This is a genomic window from Streptomyces sp. ME19-01-6, assembly GCF_033793745.1.
Classification (GTDB): Bacteria; Actinomycetota; Actinomycetes; order Streptomycetales; family Streptomycetaceae; genus Streptomyces.
Map to the genome: position 1 here is coordinate 88,431 of NZ_JARAXF010000020.1, position 21,747 is coordinate 110,177.

At 67.8% G+C, this 21,747-nt stretch carries 42 protein-coding genes; 37 read left to right on the forward strand and 5 right to left on the reverse strand.

All coding sequences use genetic code 11. The features are described from left to right. Nucleotides 1-9 precede the first annotated feature (9 nt). Both PV419_RS34380 and PV419_RS34385 read right to left on the reverse strand, forming a co-directional pair. Nucleotides 10-771, reverse strand: a complete 762-nt coding sequence (locus PV419_RS34380) for a GntR family transcriptional regulator (protein WP_319695637.1) — start codon at nt 769-771, stop codon at nt 10-12. Between the two features lies 1 nt (nt 772). Continuing rightward, nucleotides 773-1,303 carry a UTRA domain-containing protein gene (locus PV419_RS34385; RefSeq protein ID WP_319695639.1) on the reverse strand — a complete coding sequence of 177 codons (531 nt, stop codon included), beginning with the start codon at nt 1,301-1,303 and terminating at the stop codon, nt 773-775. Nucleotides 1,304-1,477: 174 nt separating this feature from the next. Here PV419_RS34385 and PV419_RS53485 point away from each other — a divergent pair, with 174 nt between their 5' ends. The 19 genes from PV419_RS53485 (at nt 1,478) to PV419_RS34475 (ending at nt 10,350) form a co-directional block, all read left to right on the forward strand. Continuing rightward, entirely contained in the window at nt 1,478-1,687 is a 210-nt protein-coding gene (locus tag PV419_RS53485; RefSeq protein ID WP_415925436.1) for a helix-turn-helix domain-containing protein, read from the forward strand. A gap of 49 nt (nt 1,688-1,736) precedes the next feature. Continuing rightward, nucleotides 1,737-2,054 (forward strand): hypothetical protein, encoded by a 318-nt coding sequence (locus tag PV419_RS34390; protein ID WP_319695640.1) that lies wholly within the window; start codon nt 1,737-1,739, stop codon nt 2,052-2,054. Then, nucleotides 2,054-2,221 (forward strand): hypothetical protein, encoded by a 168-nt coding sequence (locus tag PV419_RS34395; protein ID WP_319695642.1) that lies wholly within the window; start codon nt 2,054-2,056, stop codon nt 2,219-2,221. The genes PV419_RS34390 and PV419_RS34395 overlap by 1 nt, the downstream gene beginning before the upstream one ends. After that, nucleotides 2,221-2,418 carry a hypothetical protein gene (locus tag PV419_RS34400; protein ID WP_319695644.1) on the forward strand — a complete coding sequence of 66 codons (198 nt, stop codon included), beginning with the start codon at nt 2,221-2,223 and terminating at the stop codon, nt 2,416-2,418. The genes PV419_RS34395 and PV419_RS34400 overlap by 1 nt, the downstream gene beginning before the upstream one ends. A gap of 366 nt (nt 2,419-2,784) precedes the next feature. Beyond that, the gene (locus tag PV419_RS34405) at nt 2,785-2,940 is read left to right on the forward strand and encodes a hypothetical protein (protein ID WP_319695645.1); all 156 of its coding nucleotides are present in this window, start codon (nt 2,785-2,787) and stop codon (nt 2,938-2,940) included. Nucleotides 2,941-3,020: 80 nt separating this feature from the next. After that, complete coding sequence (locus PV419_RS34410) at nt 3,021-3,200, forward strand: hypothetical protein (RefSeq protein WP_319695646.1); 180 nt, start codon at nt 3,021-3,023, stop codon at nt 3,198-3,200. Nucleotides 3,201-3,234: 34 nt separating this feature from the next. After that, nucleotides 3,235-3,411 (forward strand): hypothetical protein, encoded by a 177-nt coding sequence (locus PV419_RS34415; RefSeq protein WP_319695648.1) that lies wholly within the window; start codon nt 3,235-3,237, stop codon nt 3,409-3,411. A gap of 46 nt (nt 3,412-3,457) precedes the next feature. Then, a complete protein-coding gene (locus PV419_RS34420; RefSeq protein WP_319695649.1) occupies nt 3,458-3,664 on the forward strand; it encodes a hypothetical protein in 207 nt (68 codons plus the stop codon). 110 nt (nt 3,665-3,774) lie between these two features. Next, nucleotides 3,775-3,996, forward strand: coding sequence for a hypothetical protein (locus PV419_RS34425; RefSeq protein ID WP_319695650.1), 222 nt, complete (start codon nt 3,775-3,777; stop codon nt 3,994-3,996). 9 nt (nt 3,997-4,005) lie between these two features. Further along, nucleotides 4,006-4,248, forward strand: a complete 243-nt coding sequence (locus PV419_RS34430; RefSeq protein WP_319695652.1) for a hypothetical protein — start codon at nt 4,006-4,008, stop codon at nt 4,246-4,248. 35 nt (nt 4,249-4,283) lie between these two features. Further along, nucleotides 4,284-5,537, forward strand: a complete 1,254-nt coding sequence (locus PV419_RS34435) for a hypothetical protein (protein ID WP_319695653.1) — start codon at nt 4,284-4,286, stop codon at nt 5,535-5,537. Beyond that, entirely contained in the window at nt 5,534-7,624 is a 2,091-nt protein-coding gene (locus PV419_RS34440; RefSeq protein WP_319695655.1) for a hypothetical protein, read from the forward strand. Before PV419_RS34435 ends, PV419_RS34440 begins: the two co-directional genes overlap by 4 nt. A 214-nt stretch (nt 7,625-7,838) precedes the next feature. Beyond that, on the forward strand, nt 7,839-8,273 hold the full coding sequence (locus PV419_RS34445; RefSeq protein ID WP_319695657.1) for a hypothetical protein: 435 nt from the start codon (nt 7,839-7,841) through the stop codon (nt 8,271-8,273). Nucleotides 8,274-8,296: 23 nt separating this feature from the next. Then, nucleotides 8,297-8,563, forward strand: coding sequence for a hypothetical protein (locus tag PV419_RS34450; protein ID WP_319695659.1), 267 nt, complete (start codon nt 8,297-8,299; stop codon nt 8,561-8,563). Next, on the forward strand, nt 8,560-8,718 hold the full coding sequence (locus tag PV419_RS34455; protein ID WP_319695661.1) for a hypothetical protein: 159 nt from the start codon (nt 8,560-8,562) through the stop codon (nt 8,716-8,718). The genes PV419_RS34450 and PV419_RS34455 overlap by 4 nt, the downstream gene beginning before the upstream one ends. An 86-nt stretch (nt 8,719-8,804) precedes the next feature. Continuing rightward, on the forward strand, nt 8,805-9,002 hold the full coding sequence (locus tag PV419_RS34460) for a hypothetical protein (RefSeq protein WP_319695662.1): 198 nt from the start codon (nt 8,805-8,807) through the stop codon (nt 9,000-9,002). After that, entirely contained in the window at nt 9,002-9,619 is a 618-nt protein-coding gene (locus PV419_RS34465) for a hypothetical protein (RefSeq protein WP_319695664.1), read from the forward strand. Before PV419_RS34460 ends, PV419_RS34465 begins: the two co-directional genes overlap by 1 nt. A gap of 152 nt (nt 9,620-9,771) precedes the next feature. Further along, nucleotides 9,772-10,044, forward strand: coding sequence for a hypothetical protein (locus tag PV419_RS34470; protein ID WP_319695666.1), 273 nt, complete (start codon nt 9,772-9,774; stop codon nt 10,042-10,044). A gap of 60 nt (nt 10,045-10,104) precedes the next feature. Further along, complete coding sequence (locus PV419_RS34475) at nt 10,105-10,350, forward strand: hypothetical protein (RefSeq protein ID WP_319695667.1); 246 nt, start codon at nt 10,105-10,107, stop codon at nt 10,348-10,350. Between the two features lie 46 nt (nt 10,351-10,396). Here the strand turns inward: PV419_RS34475 and PV419_RS34480 are convergent, their stop codons facing one another. Further along, on the reverse strand, nt 10,397-10,765 hold the full coding sequence (locus PV419_RS34480; RefSeq protein ID WP_319695669.1) for a hypothetical protein: 369 nt from the start codon (nt 10,763-10,765) through the stop codon (nt 10,397-10,399). Between the two features lie 6 nt (nt 10,766-10,771). On the opposite strand from PV419_RS34480, the gene PV419_RS34485 reads away from it, so the two are divergent. The 12 genes from PV419_RS34485 (at nt 10,772) to PV419_RS34540 (ending at nt 14,948) form a co-directional block, all read left to right on the forward strand. Next, on the forward strand, nt 10,772-11,068 hold the full coding sequence (locus PV419_RS34485; RefSeq protein WP_319695670.1) for a hypothetical protein: 297 nt from the start codon (nt 10,772-10,774) through the stop codon (nt 11,066-11,068). Between the two features lie 2 nt (nt 11,069-11,070). Next, a complete protein-coding gene (locus tag PV419_RS34490; protein WP_319695672.1) occupies nt 11,071-11,274 on the forward strand; it encodes a hypothetical protein in 204 nt (67 codons plus the stop codon). Continuing rightward, on the forward strand, nt 11,271-11,831 hold the full coding sequence (locus PV419_RS34495; RefSeq protein WP_319695673.1) for a DUF6919 domain-containing protein: 561 nt from the start codon (nt 11,271-11,273) through the stop codon (nt 11,829-11,831). Before PV419_RS34490 ends, PV419_RS34495 begins: the two co-directional genes overlap by 4 nt. Before the next feature lie 2 nt (nt 11,832-11,833). Beyond that, complete coding sequence (locus tag PV419_RS34500) at nt 11,834-12,031, forward strand: DUF4236 domain-containing protein (protein ID WP_319695674.1); 198 nt, start codon at nt 11,834-11,836, stop codon at nt 12,029-12,031. A gap of 44 nt (nt 12,032-12,075) precedes the next feature. Beyond that, the gene (locus tag PV419_RS34505) at nt 12,076-12,255 is read left to right on the forward strand and encodes a hypothetical protein (protein WP_319695676.1); all 180 of its coding nucleotides are present in this window, start codon (nt 12,076-12,078) and stop codon (nt 12,253-12,255) included. Between the two features lie 41 nt (nt 12,256-12,296). After that, entirely contained in the window at nt 12,297-12,731 is a 435-nt protein-coding gene (locus PV419_RS34510) for an NUDIX hydrolase (protein WP_319695678.1), read from the forward strand. 95 nt (nt 12,732-12,826) lie between these two features. After that, nucleotides 12,827-13,036: a hypothetical protein gene (locus tag PV419_RS34515; RefSeq protein ID WP_319695679.1), complete on the forward strand. Its 210-nt coding sequence runs from the start codon at nt 12,827-12,829 to the stop codon at nt 13,034-13,036. 83 nt (nt 13,037-13,119) lie between these two features. Further along, complete coding sequence (locus tag PV419_RS34520; RefSeq protein ID WP_319695680.1) at nt 13,120-13,323, forward strand: hypothetical protein; 204 nt, start codon at nt 13,120-13,122, stop codon at nt 13,321-13,323. A gap of 11 nt (nt 13,324-13,334) precedes the next feature. Next, nucleotides 13,335-13,553 carry a hypothetical protein gene (locus PV419_RS34525; protein ID WP_319695681.1) on the forward strand — a complete coding sequence of 73 codons (219 nt, stop codon included), beginning with the start codon at nt 13,335-13,337 and terminating at the stop codon, nt 13,551-13,553. Nucleotides 13,554-13,566: 13 nt separating this feature from the next. Then, nucleotides 13,567-13,761, forward strand: coding sequence for a hypothetical protein (locus tag PV419_RS34530; protein ID WP_319695683.1), 195 nt, complete (start codon nt 13,567-13,569; stop codon nt 13,759-13,761). Between the two features lie 140 nt (nt 13,762-13,901). Then, nucleotides 13,902-14,288 (forward strand): hypothetical protein, encoded by a 387-nt coding sequence (locus PV419_RS34535; protein WP_319695684.1) that lies wholly within the window; start codon nt 13,902-13,904, stop codon nt 14,286-14,288. 12 nt (nt 14,289-14,300) lie between these two features. Then, a complete protein-coding gene (locus PV419_RS34540) occupies nt 14,301-14,948 on the forward strand; it encodes a hypothetical protein (RefSeq protein ID WP_319695685.1) in 648 nt (215 codons plus the stop codon). 313 nt (nt 14,949-15,261) lie between these two features. Here PV419_RS34540 and PV419_RS34545 read toward each other — a convergent pair whose 3' ends face one another. Further along, on the reverse strand, nt 15,262-15,474 hold the full coding sequence (locus PV419_RS34545) for a hypothetical protein (protein ID WP_319695686.1): 213 nt from the start codon (nt 15,472-15,474) through the stop codon (nt 15,262-15,264). Nucleotides 15,475-15,868: 394 nt separating this feature from the next. On the opposite strand from PV419_RS34545, the gene PV419_RS53490 reads away from it, so the two are divergent. After that, nucleotides 15,869-16,363 carry an HNH endonuclease gene (locus PV419_RS53490; protein WP_415925441.1) on the forward strand — a complete coding sequence of 165 codons (495 nt, stop codon included), beginning with the start codon at nt 15,869-15,871 and terminating at the stop codon, nt 16,361-16,363. Nucleotides 16,364-16,385: 22 nt separating this feature from the next. On the opposite strand, the gene PV419_RS34550 is transcribed toward PV419_RS53490, so the two are convergent. Beyond that, the gene (locus PV419_RS34550; protein WP_319695688.1) at nt 16,386-16,652 is read right to left on the reverse strand and encodes a hypothetical protein; all 267 of its coding nucleotides are present in this window, start codon (nt 16,650-16,652) and stop codon (nt 16,386-16,388) included. 117 nt (nt 16,653-16,769) lie between these two features. On the opposite strand from PV419_RS34550, the gene PV419_RS34555 reads away from it, so the two are divergent. The 5 genes from PV419_RS34555 to PV419_RS34575 are packed head-to-tail and all read left to right on the forward strand — an operon-like array spanning nt 16,770 to nt 21,740. Continuing rightward, on the forward strand, nt 16,770-17,321 hold the full coding sequence (locus tag PV419_RS34555; RefSeq protein WP_319695689.1) for a hypothetical protein: 552 nt from the start codon (nt 16,770-16,772) through the stop codon (nt 17,319-17,321). Continuing rightward, complete coding sequence (locus tag PV419_RS34560) at nt 17,318-17,560, forward strand: hypothetical protein (protein WP_319695691.1); 243 nt, start codon at nt 17,318-17,320, stop codon at nt 17,558-17,560. Before PV419_RS34555 ends, PV419_RS34560 begins: the two co-directional genes overlap by 4 nt. Before the next feature lie 2 nt (nt 17,561-17,562). Next, nucleotides 17,563-19,113: a hypothetical protein gene (locus PV419_RS34565; RefSeq protein WP_319695693.1), complete on the forward strand. Its 1,551-nt coding sequence runs from the start codon at nt 17,563-17,565 to the stop codon at nt 19,111-19,113. Nucleotides 19,114-19,158: 45 nt separating this feature from the next. Beyond that, on the forward strand, nt 19,159-20,703 hold the full coding sequence (locus PV419_RS34570) for a phage portal protein (RefSeq protein WP_319695694.1): 1,545 nt from the start codon (nt 19,159-19,161) through the stop codon (nt 20,701-20,703). Beyond that, nucleotides 20,703-21,740 (forward strand): hypothetical protein, encoded by a 1,038-nt coding sequence (locus PV419_RS34575; protein WP_319695696.1) that lies wholly within the window; start codon nt 20,703-20,705, stop codon nt 21,738-21,740. Before PV419_RS34570 ends, PV419_RS34575 begins: the two co-directional genes overlap by 1 nt. Nucleotides 21,741-21,747: the final 7 nt, after the last annotated feature.

Below are 21,747 nucleotides of genomic sequence, written 5' to 3' on the forward strand. Positions count from 1 at the left end.
GGCGGAGCGTCAGAGCTTGACGTGATAGCCCATCTTGAACCGGTGCGCTGGCTTGGTCAGGATCGTCACCTCGATGGGCTTCTCGTCGTCGCTGTAGACGATGCGGAAGATCTCTAGGACCGGCACGTCGCGCGGAATCTCAAGGGCTTCATACTCCTCGGTTGTCGCTGGGCGAGCGGCAACCGCATCATCCTGCGAGCGCGTCGGGTAGCCCATCTCCTGGAGCAGGGCAGGGGACCCGCCGGGGATGAGGCGACGATCGGCCAGGCGTGTGCCTCGTGCCAACTCGATCGGATAGTACGAGTGCACCAGTTCGGCCGGCTGGTCATCGAGGAAGCCGATGCGCGAGCGGAGCATCGCGGTGTCGCCCTCTCCGAGGCGTAGGGCGCGCGCGGCCTCTACCGGTGGGACGACCTCAGCAACTTCCAGCATCCGGTACTTCCCACGCTGCTGCCGCTTCGTTGCCTCCGTCAGCCACCGGTACGGCTGCCCCGGCTCCGACGGCGCAATGTAGTGAGCGGGCTGGATCGTCTGTGCTCGCTCGCCCCGGACGAAGACGCCAACCCCCGTCTGGCCTTCGAGGAACTTCTCGTCCTTCAGGATCTGCAGGGCGCGCTGGACGGTGACGTTCGACGTCTCAAACTGTGCTCTGAGCTTCTCGTTGGTGGGGACCTTCTTGCCGGGCTCCCACTCCCCAGACATAATCAACTTTCTGATCTCGGCGGCAATCTTCTCGGCGAGGGGCCGCTTGTCCTCGTGCGGCTCGGGCATGTCAGTCGACCTCGATCTCGTAGTGGAGGCGGCGAGGCGCCTTCATGACCATCAGCTGCACTTCGAATGGACTCCCGTCTTCGGCGGATGTGGTGCGGAGGAGGGTGAGGACACTGGCGCCCTCAGGTAGGGCCAGGGCCGCGCGCTCGAACTCGTCGGCGTCGCGGAATTCAAGATCCTCGCTCACGTGGCGGGCTCGATACCCGAGGTCCGCTAGCAGGGTGGGCGCGCCGCCCTTGATCTTTCGCTTCTCGGAGAGAGCAGTGCCTTGGGCTACCGAGAGCGGGTAGTACGAGTCGGCGAGCTCAATGGCGTAGCCGTCGAGCAGGATGACGCGTCGGCGAACGGCGACCCTCTCGCCAGGGGAGAGGCGTAGCGCTGCCGCCACTTCCTGCGGAGGGTCGACTTCGGCGACATCGGCGAGTCGCTGGCCTCCTCGTTGCTGCGATTCGTCGCTCCAGGCATCGGATTGCCTGTTGGTGCGTGGTGTGACGTAGGCGAGCGAGTCGGATTGCCGCCGGTTATCGGCCATCTCTGGACCCTCCCCTCCTGTTGGTGATGTGTCTTCTGACCTCACCAACCTTAATCCCTTGATGCTTACGCCTACTGGTCGCTCCTTGGCCAAATCTATGCCGCGAAGCTTGCTACCTTATTCGGCAAGCCTTTAAGGTTGCTCACAGATGCGAAGCACTCGATCGGAGGCGCAATGCTGCGAGTTCGAGACGTCGCGACGCACTTCCGAGTGCACCCCGCGACTGTCTACCGCTGGATCCACCAGGGCTTTCTCCCTGCCTACAGGAACGGTCAGCCCTACAAGCCCGGGGACGGTGCGACCGGCGCCCTCCGGATCCCTGAGTCCGTCCTGAATTCGATGGACGTCGGTGTCACCGCCACCCCCGAGGTTCCCGCCGCCTAGCGCGGCCCCCGCCACACCATCCGGCTTGACCAACCTGGAAGGACTGACCATGACCACGTTCACCACTCCGCCGCTGCCCGCCTCGCTCTTCGACGGCGATGCCGCTTCCACGGAGCTTGGCCGTCGCCGCCGCTCTCTGACTCTGGTCCCCGACCTTCAGGTCGCGGCCGGCCCGGATCTGGAGGACGAGGCGTGGGAGAGCATCCGCGTCGCCTACATGGCGGCGCTGGATCAGCGTGACTTCGACGCGATGGCTGCCGCCTATCTGGACGCGGCGGACATGGATGAGGCGCGCCCCGGTCAGCCGAAGCTGATCCCGGTGCTGGACGCGGCCGGCGCCCGTCTCGGATTCGTCGAGGCGGCGTGATGACTGTCGCCGAGATGCTGCGTGAGCTGCCCGCGGGGGATTCCCGGAACCTGCCGCTGTTGGACCGGATCGCCGAGGGTCTGCGGGCCCAGGGCGAGGACGTGGAGGTCGTGTACGTGCCTCGCGGGGACCTGTACCGCATCGTGCCCCGGAAGCAGGTGGCGTGATGGCCCGCTTCGGTAAGGCGCCGGCGCTGGCCGCTGAGGAGCAGGCGCGTGGTGAGGGTCTGGCCGCTCGGATCGTGCAGATCTCTTCGGATCCGTCGAACCCGTCGCGGGGGAGTCTGCCGCTGTACCGGGAGGCTGCTCGGGCCGCGTTCGAGACGGCCGCCGAGTACGGCGAGCAGCCGGAGCTGCCCCAGTGACTGCCGTCGAGCGTTGCCCGGCCGCGCACGCGGAGGACCCGACCCCGTGTGGGGGCCCGCAGGTGGTGCGGGTTGTGAACCAGGCCGGGGCGAGTATGTCGGGCTGTGTTCATCACGCTGCCCGCTTGTACGCGTCGTTGATCCGGCCTCACGTGTATCCGTTGCCGGGTCATGACGGGGCGGCGCTCGAGGTCTATTACCGGGCGCAGGATCTGCCGCCGTTCCCGTGGGTGGATCGCCGCCAGTCGGGCCGCTAGCCCCCTCAGTCGTCGTGCTCGCGGGATTCCGTCCCCCGCGGCCCCGCGAGCACGACTCCCCTCTCTTCATCTGACCTGGAAGGGCACCACTGTGGCCACCTACCAGCCCATGACCTTTGAGCAGGAGCGCACTTTCGCCCGTCTCTCCCAGCGCTGGGACGCGGCCCGCTCCTTCCGCAACTTCGCCCGCAGCTGGGACGAGCCCAAGACTCTGCGGCAGCGGATCGCTCGCCGCCTCCGCCGCATCGCCAACCGACCCGCCTGACCGCCCCGCCTCCGTGCTCCGCGTGCCGGTTTGGGCGTGGGGTGCGGTGGCCGGACAGTCCGGCTGGGAGGGAGCTCGCAGTGGGTTACGGGAAGATCGTCGCTTTTCAGATCGAACAGACCGCGAACCGAGCCAAGGCCGGGCTGATCACCCGGGAGCAGGCGCACGAGCAGATGAACCGGCTCCTCGCCGGGGTGTCGCCGGCCGACCAAGAGGAGGCCAAGGCCGCCCTCAACAGGCGCCTCCGGGGCGCCACCTGAACAGTCAAGTCCTTAACCAACCCGGGAGGAATTTATGAAGAGCACGGGAAACGAGGCTGCGGACCGGGTGATCGCTGGCATGTGGCTGGTGACCGAGGGCATCCAGAGCCGCCGGGACGTCGAGACGGTCCTCCGCGAGGAGCTGGCCGATAAGTCGCCGGAGGAGATCCAGGCGATCCACGACGCCATCGCCAAGACCCTGCCTTCCTGACACAAGCCCCGGCAGCAGCCTGATCCGTCCGTCTCGCACGGACACCATGCAGTTCCGTAAGGGAGACAAGGTCAAGATCGTCAGCTCGGTCGACTACCCGGAGTACCGCAAGTACGTGGGTCGCACCGCCAAGGTCTACCGCGACGGGCCCGACAGTTCGGGCTTGGTGGCGGTGCAGGGCCTTGAATCCAAGGTCAAGGAGCGGGTGCTCGGCTACGTCGGGTTCGCCCCCGAAGACCTGCAGAAGGTCTGAGCGTCGGCCGCTGACTGCCGCCTGACGGCAGCCCATCCCGCCCGGCCTTGCTCTCCGGGCGGCGGTGGAGAGCCCGTCAGACACCCCATCCAACCCGCATTGGAGTACCCATGCCTGTCACTTTGCTCGCCGGGCTCGCCCGTCTGCGGCTGTTCCTGATGGTCGCTGGCCTCGCGTGGCTGGTCGGCCTCGATGCGCCCCTGTGGACGCGGGTCGTGCTCGTCGCCCTCGTCTTGGTCGCCCTGGCCCTCGACGTGGTGATCGACGAGCACAAGCCGAGCCGCCACTACGTGCGCACCAAGCAGCCCGACGACTTCAAGACCGCCGCCTGAGGAGGACTCATGTTCAGGAACCGCTCTCCCCGCCGACGCCACCAGCAGATCATGGCCGCTGCCCGGCACATGGTCGACGCCCACGCCCTGATCGTCGACGACAACGCGCGCATCAGCCCCGAGCACGTCATCGTCCTCGCCTACGGGCGCCACCAGATCGGGGTCACGACCGAAGAGGCCACAAACGCCCTCGGTGCGGCCCTCGTCGAACGGGGCTTCGGCCTCGACCGCATCGCCACCTCAACCGACTAACCCGCTCACCACCCCCACAGAGAGGACCCAGCCCGATGAGCAGCTGGAGCGAGGAGCGCAGGCGCAATCTGGCTGCCGAAGCAGAGCAGCGCCGGAAGAACAAGGACGCCGACGCCGAACGTAGCCGCAAGGAGCGCGAGGCCGAGGACAAGCGGCGCCGCGACGAACGCCGCAAGGACCGCGACGAGGCCCGCGCCGAGAAAGCCCAGCGCCGCCGCGAGAAGGCCCAGCGCCGCCAGGCCCGCGCCGCCAAACGCGAGAAGACCCTCACCCCCGGGAACGTGTACAAGCGCGGCACCCTGCTGCTCGTCGCCCTGTCCGCACTCGCCTCCCTTCCCGCGCAGGTCCTGCACTTCGTCGCGATCCACTGGATGCTGTTCCCCATCGGCCCCGCCGTAGAGGGCGCAGCCTGGGTCATGGCCGCCGGGACCGCCTACGCCGACGAGCGGAAGCTGTCGCCGTGGGTGCGGTGGCTGCTGCGGGTCCTGTCCCTGTCGGCCGCCGCGTTCGCCGCCAACATCAACTACCAGTACGGGCTCAGCCTCACCGAGCACGGCGTCAGCGAGAGCAACGCACGCGTGGCGGGTCTCGGTTTGGCCGCCGTCACCCTCGGAGGCCCGCTCTTCTTCGAGGTGCGGCAGTGGGTGCTGACCCTGTCGGCATCGACCGCCGACCCGAAGAAGCAGGCCGAGCAGAAGGCCCGCGCCAAGCACGAGAAGCAGCGCCGCAAGGTCTTCAAGGACATCGTCGCCCGGCAGGAGCAGCTGATGCTCGCCGCCCCCTACGGGACGCTCAAGTCGGAGGACGCTTTCGCCCGCGCCTGGTGGGACGTCGAGGGTGCACCGCTCGGCGTTACCGCCAACGTGATCGCCGACCGGCTCGACGCCGAGGCCGACGTTTCCGCCGTCCTCGCCGAGGCCGAGCGGACCCCGGAGCGGGTCGCCGTGGAGCTTCTGCTGGCCGACATCTTCGGTCCCGAAGGCGGCGATGGAGGGTCTTCCGGAACCTCTACCGCCACCCCCAGCGGCGGGCCGCGCGGGGGCACCCCTGAGGGCCGTACAGCCCTTGGGGGTAAAGGGAAGCGCCCGGTTCGGAGTACGGCCGACACGGAGGCTTCCAAGCCCCTCGCCGAGGCGGATTTGGAAGCCGTCAGGAAGCTCGCCGCCGCCCTCGGCGGAGTCCACCGGCTGTCCGCGCGGAACGTCCGCGAGGCCGTCGGCTGCCGCAACGAGTACGCCCTGCGACTGCGCGACGCAGTCCGCGCCGAGAAGCCGGAGGAGAACAAGTGACCACCGCAACCCACCCCGCCCAGCAGGCCCCGCTCAGCCTCCGCAAGGACCAGCCCGAGCCGACCGCCGAGGCGCTCGAAGGCACCGTCGTCAAGCACCAGGGCGAGATCGTCCGGCCCGCGTGGATCGAGTCCGCGGCAGCCCGCATCGAGCGCGCCAAGGACCACACCCTCGACAACAAGCTGTACGCCGGATGGTCCGTGCGCGGCTACCGCAACCTCGGCCGCCGCTGGCTCGAAGCGCGGCGCGACGACTACCCGCAGATGATCCGCTCCGCCAAAGCCGACCTGAAGGCAGCCGACGGCGACACGGCGGCCGAGACCGACGCGAAGGACCTCGTCAAGGAGCGCCGCGCCGAGTACCGCCGGCACAAGTGGATCCACTGGGCCAAGACCAGCGGGTGGGGTGCGGCGGGCACGGCAGGAGTAGCGACCGGAGCGGTCGTCGGCGGCCCGTGGGTCGACCTGCTCATGGCCCTCGGCACCTACGCCGTCGGCATCTACCACGGGCGGCCAGAAGCACCCAAGGCAGTGGAGGAAAGCAGCACCGAAATCCGCAACACAAGTCCGGTTCGACCCCAGGGCGAAGCGGACCTCGTGGCCGTCCTGGCGAAGGCCGGGATCATCAGCGAGGCCCAGCGCGACGAGACCCACCTGACAGCACCCATCCGGACCCACGGCCCCGGATGGACCGCCACAGTGGAGCTGCCGCCCGGCATGAAGGCATCCGCCGCCACCAGCAAGGCCGCCGACCTGGCATCCGCCCTGCGGATCAAGAAGACCCGCATCGAGGTGAAGGCAGACACGTCCGACGAGGGACACGAGGGCCAGTTCGTTCTGTGGGTCGCCGACAACGACAACCCCTACGGCACAGGGAAGAACTACTCCAAGCTCATCGAGGCCGAGCGCTGGGACTTCTGGAGGGATGGAGTGCCGCTCGGCGGTGACGCCCGCGGAGGACGGCAGACGCTGCACCTCATGTGGTCGTCGCTGATGATTGGCGGCCTCCAGGACTACGGCAAGTCCTACCTGGCCCGCCTGATCGCCGCTGCCGCCGCCCTCGACCCCTACATGCGCATCGTGCTGATCAGCGGGAAGTCCGGGCCCGACTGGGCACCCCTGAAGAAGATCGCGCACGCCTTCGTCGCCGGTTCCACCCCCGATCGACTCGATGCGGTACACGGCATTCTCGACGAGACGATCGCCGACATGCAGGACCGCGGCGAGCGGCTGGAGCGACTGTTTGAGGAGGACCCGGCGGCCTGCCCCGAGGGGAAGGTCACACGGGAGTTGGCGCGCGAGCCTGGCACCGAGCTGACCCTGATCATCGTCGATGAGCTCCAAGAACTCTTGGACGCTGCCGCCCTGACCAAGGTCAAGGTCGGCGACGAGGAGGAAGGCGGCGGCCGGGGACGGTCCGGCAAGGACGTGCTGGTGGAGAAGTTCGCCCGGTTCGTGCGCGTGGCGCGCTACGTCGGCGGCATGGGCGTCTTCATCACCCAGCGCCCGGACTCCAGCAGCGTGCCCACCAAGCTGCGGAACGTATGTGTCAAGACCGGGTGCTTCCGAGTCAAGGGCCCTGAGTCGTCCCGCATGGTGTTGGGCGATGACGCGGTCGCGGCAGGCGCGGCCCCGCACCTGCTGGGGGAGAGCAGCAAGGGGGTCGTTGTTCTGGATCAGGGCGCCGAGGAGGGCCACTTGACCCTGAAGGCGGACGTCATCGACCTGCCCGAGTTCACCGACATTTGCGAGCGCGGTCGGGCTCTGCGTGAGGAGGCCGGGACGCTGATGGGCGCCGCAGTGCACCGTGGCGAGGGTGGTTCGGCTGCCGCGGCATCGGCGGCGCTTCGGGCCGACTGCCTTCGTGTCCTCGATGAGGCTGGGGTTGACCGGATGCGCACCGAGGTGCTGGCAGCCGGCCTGAAGGACGGGAGCCCGGAGTCTTACAGCGACCTGACCCCAGAGTCGCTGAAGGCGATGCTCCGGAAGGCGGGGGCTGGCAGCCCGGTGCCGCTCGGTGCGGTGGATGGCCTGTCCAACCCGCGAGGTTTCAAGCGTGAGTCGTTGACGCCCTCATCCCGCCCGTAATGCCCTGATCGTCCCCTGCTCGATGGGTGCTCGCCCCTGCTCCACCGCAGGTCAGCCCCTGCTCGCCTGCTGCTCGGCGACTGCTCGCTGATCTTGTCGAGCACCCCGCGAGCACCCCTCCGAGCACCCCCTGACCTGCGACGGAGCACCCCCGAGCAGGCCCCAGAGCACCCCATTCATCCAAATATGTTCCATCAACCCGAAGGGGATCGAAATGGCTCAGCAGACACGCTGGGAGAAGACCAACAAGGACAAGAAGAACCTCCTGAAGTACGCCAAGCCCGGCATGACGTTCTACGGCGTCCAGGAGCAGTCAGCCCTGGGGCGCCGCGCTATGGCCCCCCAGTACATGTGCGACCGATGGACCATCACCCACATGCACCCGATCTTCAGGAGCGCCATGGTCGGATCCTCGTCACTGGAAAGCATCCTGTTCAGCCACGGGCCCCTGTATGCGACGCCGATCACCAGTCACAAGGGGAAGCCCCTCCACCCCATGTGGGAGCCCCTGCCGCAGGTTGCCGGGCCGCTCGGCAACGAGGAAGCATTCGGTCGCCCCCTGGACACGGTCGAGATCCAGGGTCTGCGGAAGCGGGTGCGGGACAACACCGACGCCCACAAGAAGGCTAAGAGGGGCCGGTGGATCTGATGCGCGGATTTAGGGCGCGGCGAGTGGAGCGACTGACAGCGAAGATGCGGCGTGCACTCACGGAGGAGCGGCAGGAAGAGGAGCGCCGCAGGGAGCAGGAACGCCGGGAGACCACGACCCACGTCGTCACCCGCTATCCCACCGCCGGGGGCGCGGACGTGACTTTGCTGCAGGTTCGCACAAAGGCTGAGGTTCGCCTGGTCGCCGAGTGCGGCGGCTGCGGAGGTATCTCCGGAATGCGGGAAGCGCGCGAATGGGCCAGCAGCCACGCGAAGGAGTGCAAGTCGTGATCAGCAACCGCGAGCAGCTGCTCGCCGAGGCGCGCCGCGCGTGGGCGGCATACGAGACCTCCGGCAGCGTCGAGGACTTCGCCGCCGCCCGGCAAGCCACCGAGGCCGCGAAGGCCGCCGGTATTCCGCTCGCCGAAATCGGCCGCGACCAGTAGCGACCGGGGCGCCCCGCATCGCCTGGACAGCACCGGGGCGCCCCACCCACCCCGCGCAATTCACATCACACGAGGAGACATCCAGCATGCCCAACAAGCAGCACGGAATGACAGACCAGGAATGGGAGGCGCAGAACGGCGCTCTCCATCCCGACGAGGCGCGCGCCCGGGGCCTGTGCTGGCACTGCTCCGGCAAGGGCGCCAACTGGTCGGCCTTCGGCGGCGAGCGGATCAAGGCCACATGCCCCAAGTGCAAGGGCACTGGCAAAGCCCGAGGCTTCTGATGGCCGCGACCATCCCCACCCCAGCCGACCTCGACCGGGCCGCCGCCCGCATGTACAAGGCACGGCCCCTCACCGCCGCCGACCGCCGGGCGTTCGACCAGATCGCCGCTGGATACGAGCGCACCGCCCCCGCCGTGCCGGCTGCTCGGAACCTCGTCACCAAGACGGTGGATGAACTCGTCGCCGAGGCCCTCGGCGGCATCAACCCGCACGGCACCCGGCCTCCGGTCGACGTCCGCCTCCCCGGCCGGCTCGCCGCGGTCATGCCGGACTGGGCCCACCGCGGGCGGCGCCGGGATATCACCCACCCCCCGTCCACCCAGCTGTACGTGGCCGCCGCGATCCTCCGAGAGTGGGGCTGGCAGGCGAAACCGCACAAGCTCCGCAACCGACGCGGGCAGCGCTGCATCTGTGGGGCGCTCGTCACCACCGTCGCACTCGGGATCGGCACCATGAGCGGCGCGGAAACCGCAGCATGGCACGTGCTGTGCGAGCTGCGCGGCCGAGGCTGGAATCGTGGGCTGATCGGCGACTGGAACCAGCAGCAGGGCACAGCCGAGACGGCTATCGACGTCACCCTCAGCGCCTACCAGCGAGCCGTCGCGGCGGGTCAATGAAGTGTAAGCACTGCGGCAGGGTCCTGAAGTCCCACTGTCAGCGCTGCGGCTGCTGCAATCCCCGGCACGTAGAGCACCCCGATTGGTGCCCCGTCCAGCAGCGCCGAGAACGCGCCCGAAGTAAATCCCCATTCCAGCGATAGGAGAAGGCCATGGCCATGTACGAGCCCGGCGGGTACGAGTTCGAGATCGTCTTCCTCGATCCGAACCGCCGCCTGAAGCCCCACCCCTACTTCGGCACCATCCTGGTGGAGCGGCGCATGTCAGAGAGCGACGTCGCCCAGATGCTCCTCACCTGGGCCAAGCGCGGCTACCGCGACATCGAAGTCCTACACCTCCCCAACCCTGGCTGGACCCTCAAGCGCTTCGAGTGCTTCCGCAAGGGGGTTACGAAAAGGCAGCTGCTCGGTCGAAGCAGGCGCTGACTGCAGTCCGGGCCGACTCCCGAGGCATCTGACACCACATCCACCTCGAAAGGAATCGCCATGTACGACCCCGTACAAGCCGACCGGAAGGCGAAGCGTGTCCTCAAGCGCGAGCCCGCCCGGTCGAGTCAGATCTGCGGCTACCAGATTCAGATCGGCAGCTGGCACAACACCGGCAACCAGTTCTGCGGCGAGCGGAAAGCCAAGGGTCTCTACTACTGCCAGGAACATCACGACTGGCTCGTGCTCGACGAGCCGGACGGCGTCATCCGTATGGCCCCGGGCAACGCCATCGGAACGGGGTGACCATGCGCTGGATCAACTCGCGTCAGCAGGTGCGCGACCACAAGGGTCAGCGGAACACCTGTGCCGCCTGCGGCCATGACGGCACCAGCCGTGACCCGCTCGTGCTCTCCGGCGACGGATTCCGTATCCACCGCTCCCACACCACCGACCCGCAATCTGGCCTTTTCGGGGCCGCGCAATGAACATCACCATCCACCGCCGCTGCCGAGGTGTCGACCGTGTCGAGCAGCGTATCCGCGAGGTTGGAGAGCAGGCCGGGGGCCTGGTTGCTCGACATGTCGGCGGGCCGCTCCCGCTCGTGGAGATAGCCCTGACTGACCGTAAAGGCGTCGTCTCGCTCGTCCAGCAGGCAGACGTCGACCTCGCAGGCAAGGTCTCCCGGCAGCGGCAGGCATTCGGGCGTGTCGTCGACCACTGGACCGTGCGGCCCCTCGCCGGTACCGCCCTCACCGCCACGGGCGCCCTGGTCGCCATCGACACAGCCCGGCACCGCAACCTGCGGGAACTCGACCGCACCCTCATCCACGAGCTCGCCCACTGCGTGCAGCTGAACCTGGAGGGCGCCCGCGAGCGGCACATCTCCTACCTGCGGCAGCAGTACGGCATCACCGAGCACTTCCCAGCCGACGAGCAGGCGTATGAGCGGCTGATCGACGCCCGTGAACGGCAAGCCGAACGCCTCGAAGCCCTCGCCCGACAACTCCCGAAAGGCCACTGACCATGCGCTTCAACTTCCGCCGCAAGCCCAACCACGAGCCGCTCGACCTCAGCCAACCTGTCGACGAGAACATCGCGCGCCAGGTGGCCGCGCTCGTCAACGCGGGGGACGTCGACGGCGCCGACGCCCTGTGCAAGACGACATCCAACCCGCGCGGCACTGCCTTTCTCGCCTTCCGTTGGATCGACGTCGAGGAGCCCTCATGAGCAACCCGTGGAAGAAGGCGGCCAGTGTCGCCGCCCTGGGCAACCTGATGGCCGACTGGCTGGAGGGCCGGATCAGCACGCGGCCGGCTTACTGCGACACGCAGCCCGACGAGGAGACCGACCACCTGATTCCCATCCTCGCAGCCTGCAACCGGGCCGGGTTCGTCACCACCTGCTCGCAACCTGGGGAACCCGAGACCCGCGGATGGGACGGGCGCATGTACCGGCAGCGGGCCGCCGTCGAAGGCTGGGTCGCCGACCGCCGTCTCCTCGACCGCCTTCGGGTCAGCGCTAAGCGGGCCGGGATCGACGTCATCGCGCACAAGCCCGGAGTTCGATGGCATGACGGCATACCTGTCACCGATGCCGACCGGGAGCCGTACACCTGGTTCGCCCGCACCGACGGCCACCGGAACCAGATCGCCTACGAGTGGCCCGGCGTCGGCGGCCGGGCCGTTCGTGAACTGCGGAAGTCCACCTACCTCACCCTCATCGATCCCGTGTGGGGCCGCGACGACCGGCTGTGGCCCGCACTCGCCAACGCCATCAGGAGCTGACCATGGCCATCACGTTCCGCAAGAGCATCCGTATCTTCCCCGGCGTAACCCTCAACCTGAACGCCAAGTCCTGGTCGATAACCCTCGGCGCCCGCGGCGGGCCCCGGCACACCATCAGCTCCACCGGCCGCCGCACCACCTCCATGGATCTGCCCGGCCCATTCGGGTGGAGGCGCACCAGCCGCCGCAGGCACCACTGAAGCGAAGCCCGACAACCCGACCCCGCCCAGGAAGGAACCCAGCCATGCACAAGGTCGAGGAGAAAGACCTCGTGGGATACGAGGGAAGCCTCATCCCCGTCCGTGTACTCGCCACCACCGGCACCACAGCCCGTGTGATCACCAAGAGGGCCGGAGTTCACGTCACGGGAGACCAGATCTACGAGGTCCCGATCAGCGCGCTACAGGATGACCGGAACCCCTGACCCGTCAGCCCGCCCGCTACCTGTTCCACGAAAGAGGAAGCATGACCGACACCGACACCACCGAGTCCGTCCGGTTCACCGCCGACGTGGTGTGCATCCGGGGCGACCACATTCTGCTGATCGAGCGAGGATGCCCGCCTTTTCAGGGCCAGTTGGCGCTTCCCGGAGGCGGCGTGGATCCCGGGGAGTACCCGGATATGGCTGCCGCGAGGGAGTTGCTGGAGGAGACCGGCGTGAAGGTCTCTGTGGACGATCTGATTTTCGTCGGGCTGTTCGCCCGCCCCGACCGTGACCCTCGCGGCCGGTACATCAGCGCCGCCTACGTGATCACGGTCGACGCCGACGTCACGGCGCGGGCTGGGGACGACGCTGCTGCTGTGCAGTGGGTGCCGCTCGACGCGATCGGGGACCTCGCATTCGACCACAACGAGATCGTCCACGTCGCCCTGCGCCAGCGCCTGGCCGCAGACAAGTAAGCGAATCCGGCACTGGGTGGCACGAGGACGTGGCCCACCCGGCGGCCATCCACCTAACCACCCAACCCAAATCCATCCAGAGACGGAGAAATCCCATGGCGAAGAAGAAGCAGAACACCGACGACAACACGGTCGTGAACGTGGCCAGCCCCGGCAGCGTGGTCGGCATCCAGTGCGGCGGCAGCATCGTCGGCTCCACTGTCGCCGTGAACGGCGACAGTGGCCGCTGGGGCCCGTACCCGAGCGGCCGTTGGATCGATGTCGAGGACATCGACCGCAGTCGCAACTCCAACCCTGACGACTGACCTAGCACCCCGAAGCCTCCCCCACGGCAGTCGTGCCCCACGCCCGTCTCAGCGCGCGGGGCCGAGATCAAGTAAGGACACTCATGGACAAGAGGCTCGCCGCCGCCCTCCAGCGCGATGACGCCCGCGAGGACGCCGGAATGCACCCGGACGACCGCGAGACCTGCCACACCCATCAGTGCTGGGCCACCGAATGCGAGGGCCAGCACCGACGGCCGACCGCCGGGAGGCTGCACGCGGCCAACCTCGAACTCGACCGCATTCGCTTCAACAACCGCAGCAAGTAGAGGAGAACCCGATGCCCGACCTGTGGAACGGCAAGCAGCTGCCCGATCGGAGGCGGATCCAGAAGCCGCTGCCCGAGACGATCAACTACCGGCTCTATGACCAGCGCGGCCAGCTGCTCAGCTTCAACTCGACCAACTCCCTCGCCAGCCTCGTCGCCGACGTGACCATCACTGCCCGCGAACACCCCAACGCCCGCATCCACGCCGTCCAGTACGACGGCCCCGCCTGAGAAGGAGACTGCCTTGAGCGCACCCACCACCAGCTACGGGCACGAGCTGTCCCCCGGTGACGACACCGACATCAACGACGTCCCCGTCTGCTGCGACGACATGCAAGGCGAAAACACCAGCAGCGGAGGCCGCGACTACACCTGCCCCGGATGCGGCACCGTCGTGTCGATCTCGGCGAGCGGCCTCGTCAACGACATCTACCCCTGACCCACCTCACCACCTCGGCCCCGCTCGGATCCCGGGCGGGGCCTACTCGTGCCCGGCTTCCCGCCCCGGATCCGGCTATACAGCTTGACGCTGTACAGCGTGAGGCTGTAGTTTCGTTGTGTCGAACCGAGGGGGAACCGATGACCACCATCGCCACCACCGAAGCCGCCGCCGAGGCCGGAGTCACCGCCGACACCATCCGCACCTGGTGCCGCCGCAACGTCATCGCCGCCGTCAAGCAGGCTGGCCGCTGGATCATCGACACCGCGTCCCTCGCTCACCGCATTGCCATCGGAGCCATGCGCACCCGAAAGGAAGCCCAAATGACCCAGCAGCAGCCCCAGCCCCCCGCCACGGACCGGCAAGTCAGCTACATCATGAGCCTGATCAATAAGTTGGCCGACAGCGACTTCGGGCTGGAGTACTACGACGGCCCCACCAGCAAGCACGAGGTGCAGGCACTGTCGCAGGCGCAGGCCAGCAACCTCATCGAAAACCTCAAGGGCCTCCCCGACGGTCCCTGCTGACAGGAACCCCTGATGGCCACTATCGTCAACATCCGCCTGCGCGACGACGCCCCAGGCTACGAACTCACCCTCGACGGGGAAGGGGCCATCCCTACCACCGTCCAGGGCCACCACGAAGACGTCGACCTCGATCAACTCACACCCCGCGCCCGCGCCCTTGCAGAAGCCGTTGCACAGACCAGGTCCCGCAGCGCAGGAGACGTCTGGATGGAATCTGATCAGCCCATCCGGGAGCGCATCGCCGACTGGAGTAACTGGTACACGGAAGAAGAAGCCACCCAGCCCGAGCGGCGCCCATGGCGAGGCTGGGCCCACTACCCCGCCACTTCCACCATGAGCCCGATCGACTACCTCGAGCGAGAAGCACGCAAGATCCCACCCGGCTGGCACGTGCTCGGCGCCAACCCACAGACCCCTGTGCCTTCCAAGGACTCGGGAGCGGCAGACCAGTACCTGACTCGGGACCAGGTCCTCGCGTACATGCGTGCCCGAGGGCGAGACATCTCCGTGTCGACATGGAGTGCCTACACCTCGAAGAAGCGGCGGCAGGCCCCACCCCCGGACCGCCACGTCAGCCGCACCCCACAGTGGAAGCCGGAGACCATCGACGCGTTCCTCGCGGGAACCTGGAAAGCCGAGACGCCCGATCAGGGCCAGTGAGACACTTCGGCAGTGGTCCCCGCTCAGCGGGGATGATCCGTTCCTTCGTCTCCCGAGACGATTGTCCCCGCATCGGCGGGGAACGGGCCCCCTCCAGCAGGGGGCCTTTCCGCGTCCCTATGGGCCTACTCGTGCCCGGCGCCAGCAGGCTGCGACACAGGCGCTGGCCGCGCGCGGGCCATCCACCGGTCCCGGCCCACCACCCGCGACGGACGCCCCAACGGCTCCAGCCCCAGCGCCTCGCACGCGCGCTCCAACTCGGCCCGAACCTCAGGCTCCGACTCCGCCAGCACCGTCCATGTCACGCCCATAGTCAGCCCTCGTAGTCGTCCGTGTAAGAAGTGTCCCCGAAGTACTCCTCACAGCCCTCGTTCCGGTCCGGGGCCCCACCATGGACGATGACGTACCCGTAGCCCGTCGTCAGGCTGCAACCCTTGTCATCCCACTCGCTCGCAGCACCAGTCCACGCGACGAACACGACGATCCCGATTGCGATCCCCAACAGCTTGCGGTTGTCGGCGTGCACAGTCCCCCCTGAACTTGATGCGCAAAAGGTACGGCACGGACAGATGCGCAGGGAGGGGTTTGACCTATCTGCCGCGTCGGCGCCGCGTCCTCGCACCCTTGCGAGCCATACGGGAACGCCCGGCGAAGTACCGGCCGGCGTTCGAGATGCGGGCCGCCTTGCTCTTGCTGGCCCCTTGGCGGCGCAGAGCACGGTACGCGGCCTGGCGTGAGCGGTAGACAAATCCGAATCTTCCACCGCGATTCGATACCATGGTGTCCTCCAATAGAGGGAATTTCGTGAAGTGTTGGGAGTGGTGATGTCGCAGAGCGTCGACTGGGACCCTCGCCTTGTGGCCAGGTTCTTCGCGAAGGTCGTAGAGGACTCTGGCGCCGGCTGCTGGATGTGGACGGCAATGAGGGATCCGAAGGGGTACGGGCGGTTCCAGTACGCAACCAGGGATCAGCGACTGGCCTACCGCGTGAGCTACGGCCTGATGGTCGGAGAGATACCCGAAGCTCTCCAACTGGATCACCTGTGTCGCAACACGGGGTGCGTCAACCCGTACCACCTTGAGCCGGTTACGGCTGCCGTGAACAAGGCGCGAGCTGCGGAAGCAAAGACGCACTGCCCCAGTGGGCATCCGTACACAGAAGAGAACACCTACCGCTCGCCGAAGGGCGCGCGAGTGTGTCGGACTTGCCGTTCTGCCACCCAGCGGGCCGACAAGGACCGCCGAAAAGAGCAGCGTCGGGCTCGCGGCCCTCTCCCGCGAGTGCGTCCCACCCACTGCAAGCACGGCCACGCCTTCGACGAGGCAAACACCTACCTCTACAAGGGGAAGTATCACTGTCGCGCATGCCGAGCTGCACGAGAACGGGCGCGCACGGCTGCAAAGAAGGTGCGGTAGCGACCTCCGTGGTCGGCCGCCATCAGTGCTTCCCCTTCCTGCGGGTCCTCTTGCCGCCGACCGTGATCGATGGATAGCGGCGGCGCACGGCCCTTCGGACTTGGGCTTTCTCGCTGCTCGAGCCGTGCTGACTGACTCGTGCGAGGGCGTTGCGGGCCCTGCCCGGTGTGTCGAGGGGGTACTTGCGTTTCGAGGGCACGCCGAACGATGACTTGGGCAGGCTGCGGCGCTTCTTGGCGGTCATCTTGGAGGACTTGGCCACGACCTTCTCCCTTCCGCTGCCTTCCATGGTGCGCCCCCCGAAACGGCTCCGATAGTGCATCACTCCTCATATGGTGCACATGTCCTATGATTCGAAGGCGAAGATGCTGTAATTCTTTCGAATCCTCGAACAGGTGGGGAGAGTGTGGCCATGACGGCAGGACCCAGCCCATCACGGCGCAGGAACGTCGCCATCACCGCCGAACAAGCCGCCGTGGTCTTCGACCTCAAACTCCAGGGCCTCAGCTACCGGGCCATCGAAGCCATCACCGCCGCCCCCGACGGGCCCACCGGAGGCGTGCGCATCGCAGCCAGCAGCGTCTGCCAACTCATCAAGGCCGAAGCCGCCCGCCGCGTCGACCCCCGCGTCGACGAGTGGCGCGCCATCCAAATCGAGCGCCTCGAAGGCGTACTGCGCGACCACAAGGCGCTCCGCGACGCCCACTGGGACCGCGCCATGGGCACCGACGAGAAAGCCCCCGAGGTGACCGCCGCACTCGCCGTGGATCGCGCCCTCAACGGCATCTCACGCACCGTCGAGCAGGAATCCAAAATCCTCGGCATCCACGTCACGAAGATCGAAGCGCAGGTCACCGAAGTCACCCAGCAGGACCTGGAGATGCAGGAGATTATCGCCGAGGCCAAAGCCAAAGTCGCCGCCGAAGAAGCCGCCCTGCGTGGCGAGGCCAGGGAATGACCGCCCGCACTCCCTGCTGGATCGAGTCTCTCGTCCCCTCCTGGCTGCTCCACGACACCGGATACCGCAACGCCCTCCAACAGCATCTGATGGACCGGATCGCCGTCCAGGGCTACGAGCTGGCCGGGCCCGTGCGGATACGCCAAGGGGAGACTCCTGTGCCGCCCCCGGTCGGCATGCTCCTGCTGCGTGTCGAGACGGTGGTGGAGGAGTTCGACGTCGAGGTCGGCGAGGGCTAGCCGTGGCCACCGCGACCCGCACACGCGGCGGCTACCTTGACGGGCTCGACGCGGAGACCTTCGATCTCGACCGGCACCTCGCCGCCCTGGATCCGCGGCTCCTCGCCGATTCGGAAGGCCGGCGCACCCTCACCCGGCTCGACCCGATGCTGTTCAGCTTGGTCTACCTCCGCCACCACCTCAAAGGCCGCGACGGGGACGTCACCTTCGCTGACGCGCACCTCGACTGGTTCCGGCAGGCCCGCCAGTGGGTGCGCCCCGTGCAGGCCCCGGCCGAAGACCGCATGGCGTGGATCGCTCCCCGGTCTTGCGGCAAGAGCACCATGGCGTTCCTTGCTCTGCCCGCATGGGCTGCGGCCCACGGGTTCGCCCGGTTTATCGCCGCCTTCGCCGACTCTGCCATACAGGCCGAGACGCACCTGGCCACGTTCAAGCGAGAGCTCGATACCAATGAACTGCTGCGTCAGGACTTCCCGGACCTCTGCGCGCCGGGGAAGCGGCCGTCGGGCGCGAACCTGGCCGACACGCAGAGCATGTTCATCGCCAAGTCGGGGTTCGTCTTCGCCGCTCGCGGTATCGACGCATCCAGCCTCGGCCTCAAGGTCGGCGAGCAACGCCCGGACCTGCTGCTCGCGGACGACGTGGAGCCGGATGAGAGCAGCTACAGCCCCTACCAGGCGGCGAAGCGACTGACGACCTTGCAGGATGCCGTGCTGCCCCTGAACGTCTTCGCCCGCGTCCTCCTGGTCGGCACGGTGACGATGCCAGGAAGCATCGTTCACCAGCTGTCCAAGCACGCACAGGGCATCGAGACCGCCGACTGGATCCGCGACGAGAACTTCCAGGTCCGCCACTACCGGCCCATCATCAAACGCAACGACGGCACCGAGCGGTCCATCTGGCCAGCCAAGTGGTCGATCGAGTACCTCCAGTCCATCCGGCACACCCGCAGCTTCGCGAAAAACTATGACAACTCGCCGCTCGGCGCGGATGGCGACTACTGGTCGCCGGACGACTTCCGCTATCCGGAGCCGGGCGACGGCTTGGACCCGGCGCCCCGCATGATGCTGTCGGTCGACCCTGCGGTGACCTCCAAGGTGACGTCCGATTTCACCGGCCTGGCGGTCGTCTCGCATTGCCCGGAGCGGCGGCGCTGCACCGTCCACGAGGCGATCCAGGTGAAGCTGCCGCCGGCCGCGCTGCGAGAGAAGGTGCTGGCCATGCTGGACGAGTTCCCCGAGGTCGGGCTCGTGTTGGTGGAGGACAACCAGGGCGGGGAGGTGTGGCCGCACATTCTGCACAACCTGCCGGTGAAGCTGCGGACGGTGCACCAGTCGGCGCCGAAGGAGGTGCGGGCGGCTCGGGTGTTGAACCACTACCAGCGGGGCCGGGTTCTGCATGCGCGGCGGCTGCGGGATTTGGAGGAGCAGATGTGCGCCTTCCCGAAGGCGCCGCATGACGACGTGCTGGATGCGGTGGTGAGTGCGGTCGAGCGCTTCTTCCCGCCCAAACCAAAGGCCATTCCGAAGGCGTCAAGCGCGAGCTACCTTTGATTCAAAGGTGAGGAGTTATTATCGCCTTAACGAGAGGTGGTGGCCGTGGGCGCGGACACGATGGACCTGATGTACGGCATCGAGGAGCTCGACGCCGCGCGCCCCGACTACCGCAAGGCCCAGCAGTTCTACGACGGCGACGTGCCCGAGATCTTCGCCTCCGCCCGCCTTCGCCGAGCCCTGGAAGACACCGGCACCGACTTCCGCCTGAACTTCGCGAAAACGCCCGTGGATGCGGTCGTGGACCGCCTCGAGATAGCGGCCATCACGGGGGCCGACGACGCCCACACCAAGCTGATCTCCACGATGTGGGCCGACAACGGCATGGACCTCGAGGCCCCCGACATTCACCGCCACGCCTGCACCCTCGGCGACGCCTACCTCATCGTCCTCCCTGTCGAGGACGACAGAGAGCAGGTCATTGGCGTCGAGATGCACTACAACAGCCCGGAGACGGTGCGGGCGATCTACTCGGAAGAGAACCCCCGAGAGATCGAGTACGTAATCAAGCGGTGGTGCGAGACCCGCACCCTCGGCAAAGTGCATCGCGCCGAGCTGTACTACGACGACCGGGTCGAGCGCTGGACCACCAAGCCCGGCTCGACGGGCGATCAGGTATCCGACTGGATCCACTGGCTCGCCGAACCTGAGGACGGCCAGGAGCCGGACGAGGATTCGTGGATCATCACCCATGATTGGGGGCGCCCCCCGGTCTTCCACTTCCGCACCGGGCGCCCCTACGGGCGACCCGAGCACATCGGCGGCTACGGCCCGCAGAACGCCATCAACAAGCTCAGCATCACCCACATGGGCACCGTCGACTACCAGGGCTTCCCGCAGCGCTACGCGTTGACGGACGCCGCGACCACCGACACGAGCGACCTCGAGCCGGGCGACTGGGACGACTTCCCGCCGGACGACCACGCCACCGGCCCCACGGATTCGGGCGACGACTCCAGCCTGAAAGCAGGGCCGGGCGAGGTGTGGACGCTGAGGGGCTTCAAGGCGGTCGGCCAGTTCGACGCGGCGAACCCCTCGGTGTTCCTCGACCCGGTCATGTTCGAGGTGCGGGCCATGGCCCAGATCACCACCACCCCCCTGCACCTGTTCGACCCGCAAGGCGAGGTGCCGTCCGGCGAGTCGATCCGGGCGAAGGAAGCCCCGTTCGTCAAGAAGATCCGCAACAGGCAGATGTCGTTCGGCGCAACCTGGCGCGAGGTGTTCGTCTTCGCCCTCAACCTCCTCGGCATCGGAGACGCCACCGTCGACGTCCGCTGGGCGCCGGCCGCCACTGTGGAGGATCAGACTGGCTGGCAGACCGCTACGGAGAAGGTCAAGAACGGTGTGCCCCGCCGCCAGGTGCTGCTCGAGTCTGGCTACCGGGAGGAGCAGGTCGACGAATGGCTCGAGGGCGTTGACGACGCCGAACTCGCCCGCCGTGTTGACATCCTTGCCACCGTCGCAGACTCCGCCCAGAAGCTCGGCGCCGCCGCGGCCCTCGGCGTGGTCACCAGCGAGCAGGTACAGGCGCTGCTGACCGGCGCGCTGTCGGACATTGAGCTGCTGGCTGGCGTGGAGGCCCGCACCTGATGGCCCGCCGCAGCCTCAACCAGCGCCTCGCCCAACTGATTCAGGGCGAGCAGACGGATGCGGTCATCCGGCTTGAGGACCGGGCCACGCAGCGAGCCATCGGCAACCTCGACAACGACTTCACCACACTGGTCCGCCGCACTCTCGCCGCCTGGACCACGGCGTTCGGCAGCGTCGGTGGTGAAGCGACCCATGATCCGGCCCTGCGCCGCATCCTCGCAGCGGTGCGCGCCGCCGTGAGGCGTCTCCTTGCTCCTCTCGGCCCTCGCGCACAGCAGGCTCTCGACGACACGCTCACCGACGCCGTCATGCTGGGCGCCAGCCAGCACGCGGCGTTCGTTCGCGACGCCACCGGCCTCCGCCCCGCCACGCCTCCGCCCCGACCGCGCCGACCTCTGCGGGACGCCGCCGCACGCGTCAGGGACCTGGTGACAGACCGCCGTGACCGCGCCCTGGCCATGCTCCGCCCCACAGTGGCTCGCCGCTGGAACCAGGTACTCACCGGCATCGGCACCGCCCGCGGCGCCCTGTCCGCCGTCCGCTCCCACATCACGTGGGTGGTCGGCCAGGCCGTCAACGAAGGGCTCACAGCAGGCATCCGGGCGATCGGCGCGCAGAAGCTGTGGGTGGCCGAACGGGACGCGTGCGTGAACTGCGCTGCCTACGCCGGGCTGGTCGCCGATGTCGGCGACGACTTCCCTGGCGGCCTCTCCTGGGATCCGCAGCAGCGCGGCCGAGGCGAGCCTCTCCCCACGCCGCCCCTCCACCCGAACTGCCGTTGCCGCGTCGTCGCCTGGAAAGACGAGTGGGTTGAGCCGGGCGTGCTGCCGTTCCCGGAGGCGCTCCGTCGTGAGGCCCGGCGCAGCATCGCCCGAGGCTTCAGCTTGCAGACCGAGTCCAATGCCGCCCGCATCAGGGCGGCCCGGGAACTTCTCCGCCGCGGCGCCAACCTGCCCCGCTCCGTGGAGGCATACGCCGCGACCGCCGTCGCGGCTGGCCGTTTCACCACCCGCTCCGTACCGACCGGACGCCCGTGATGGGTCA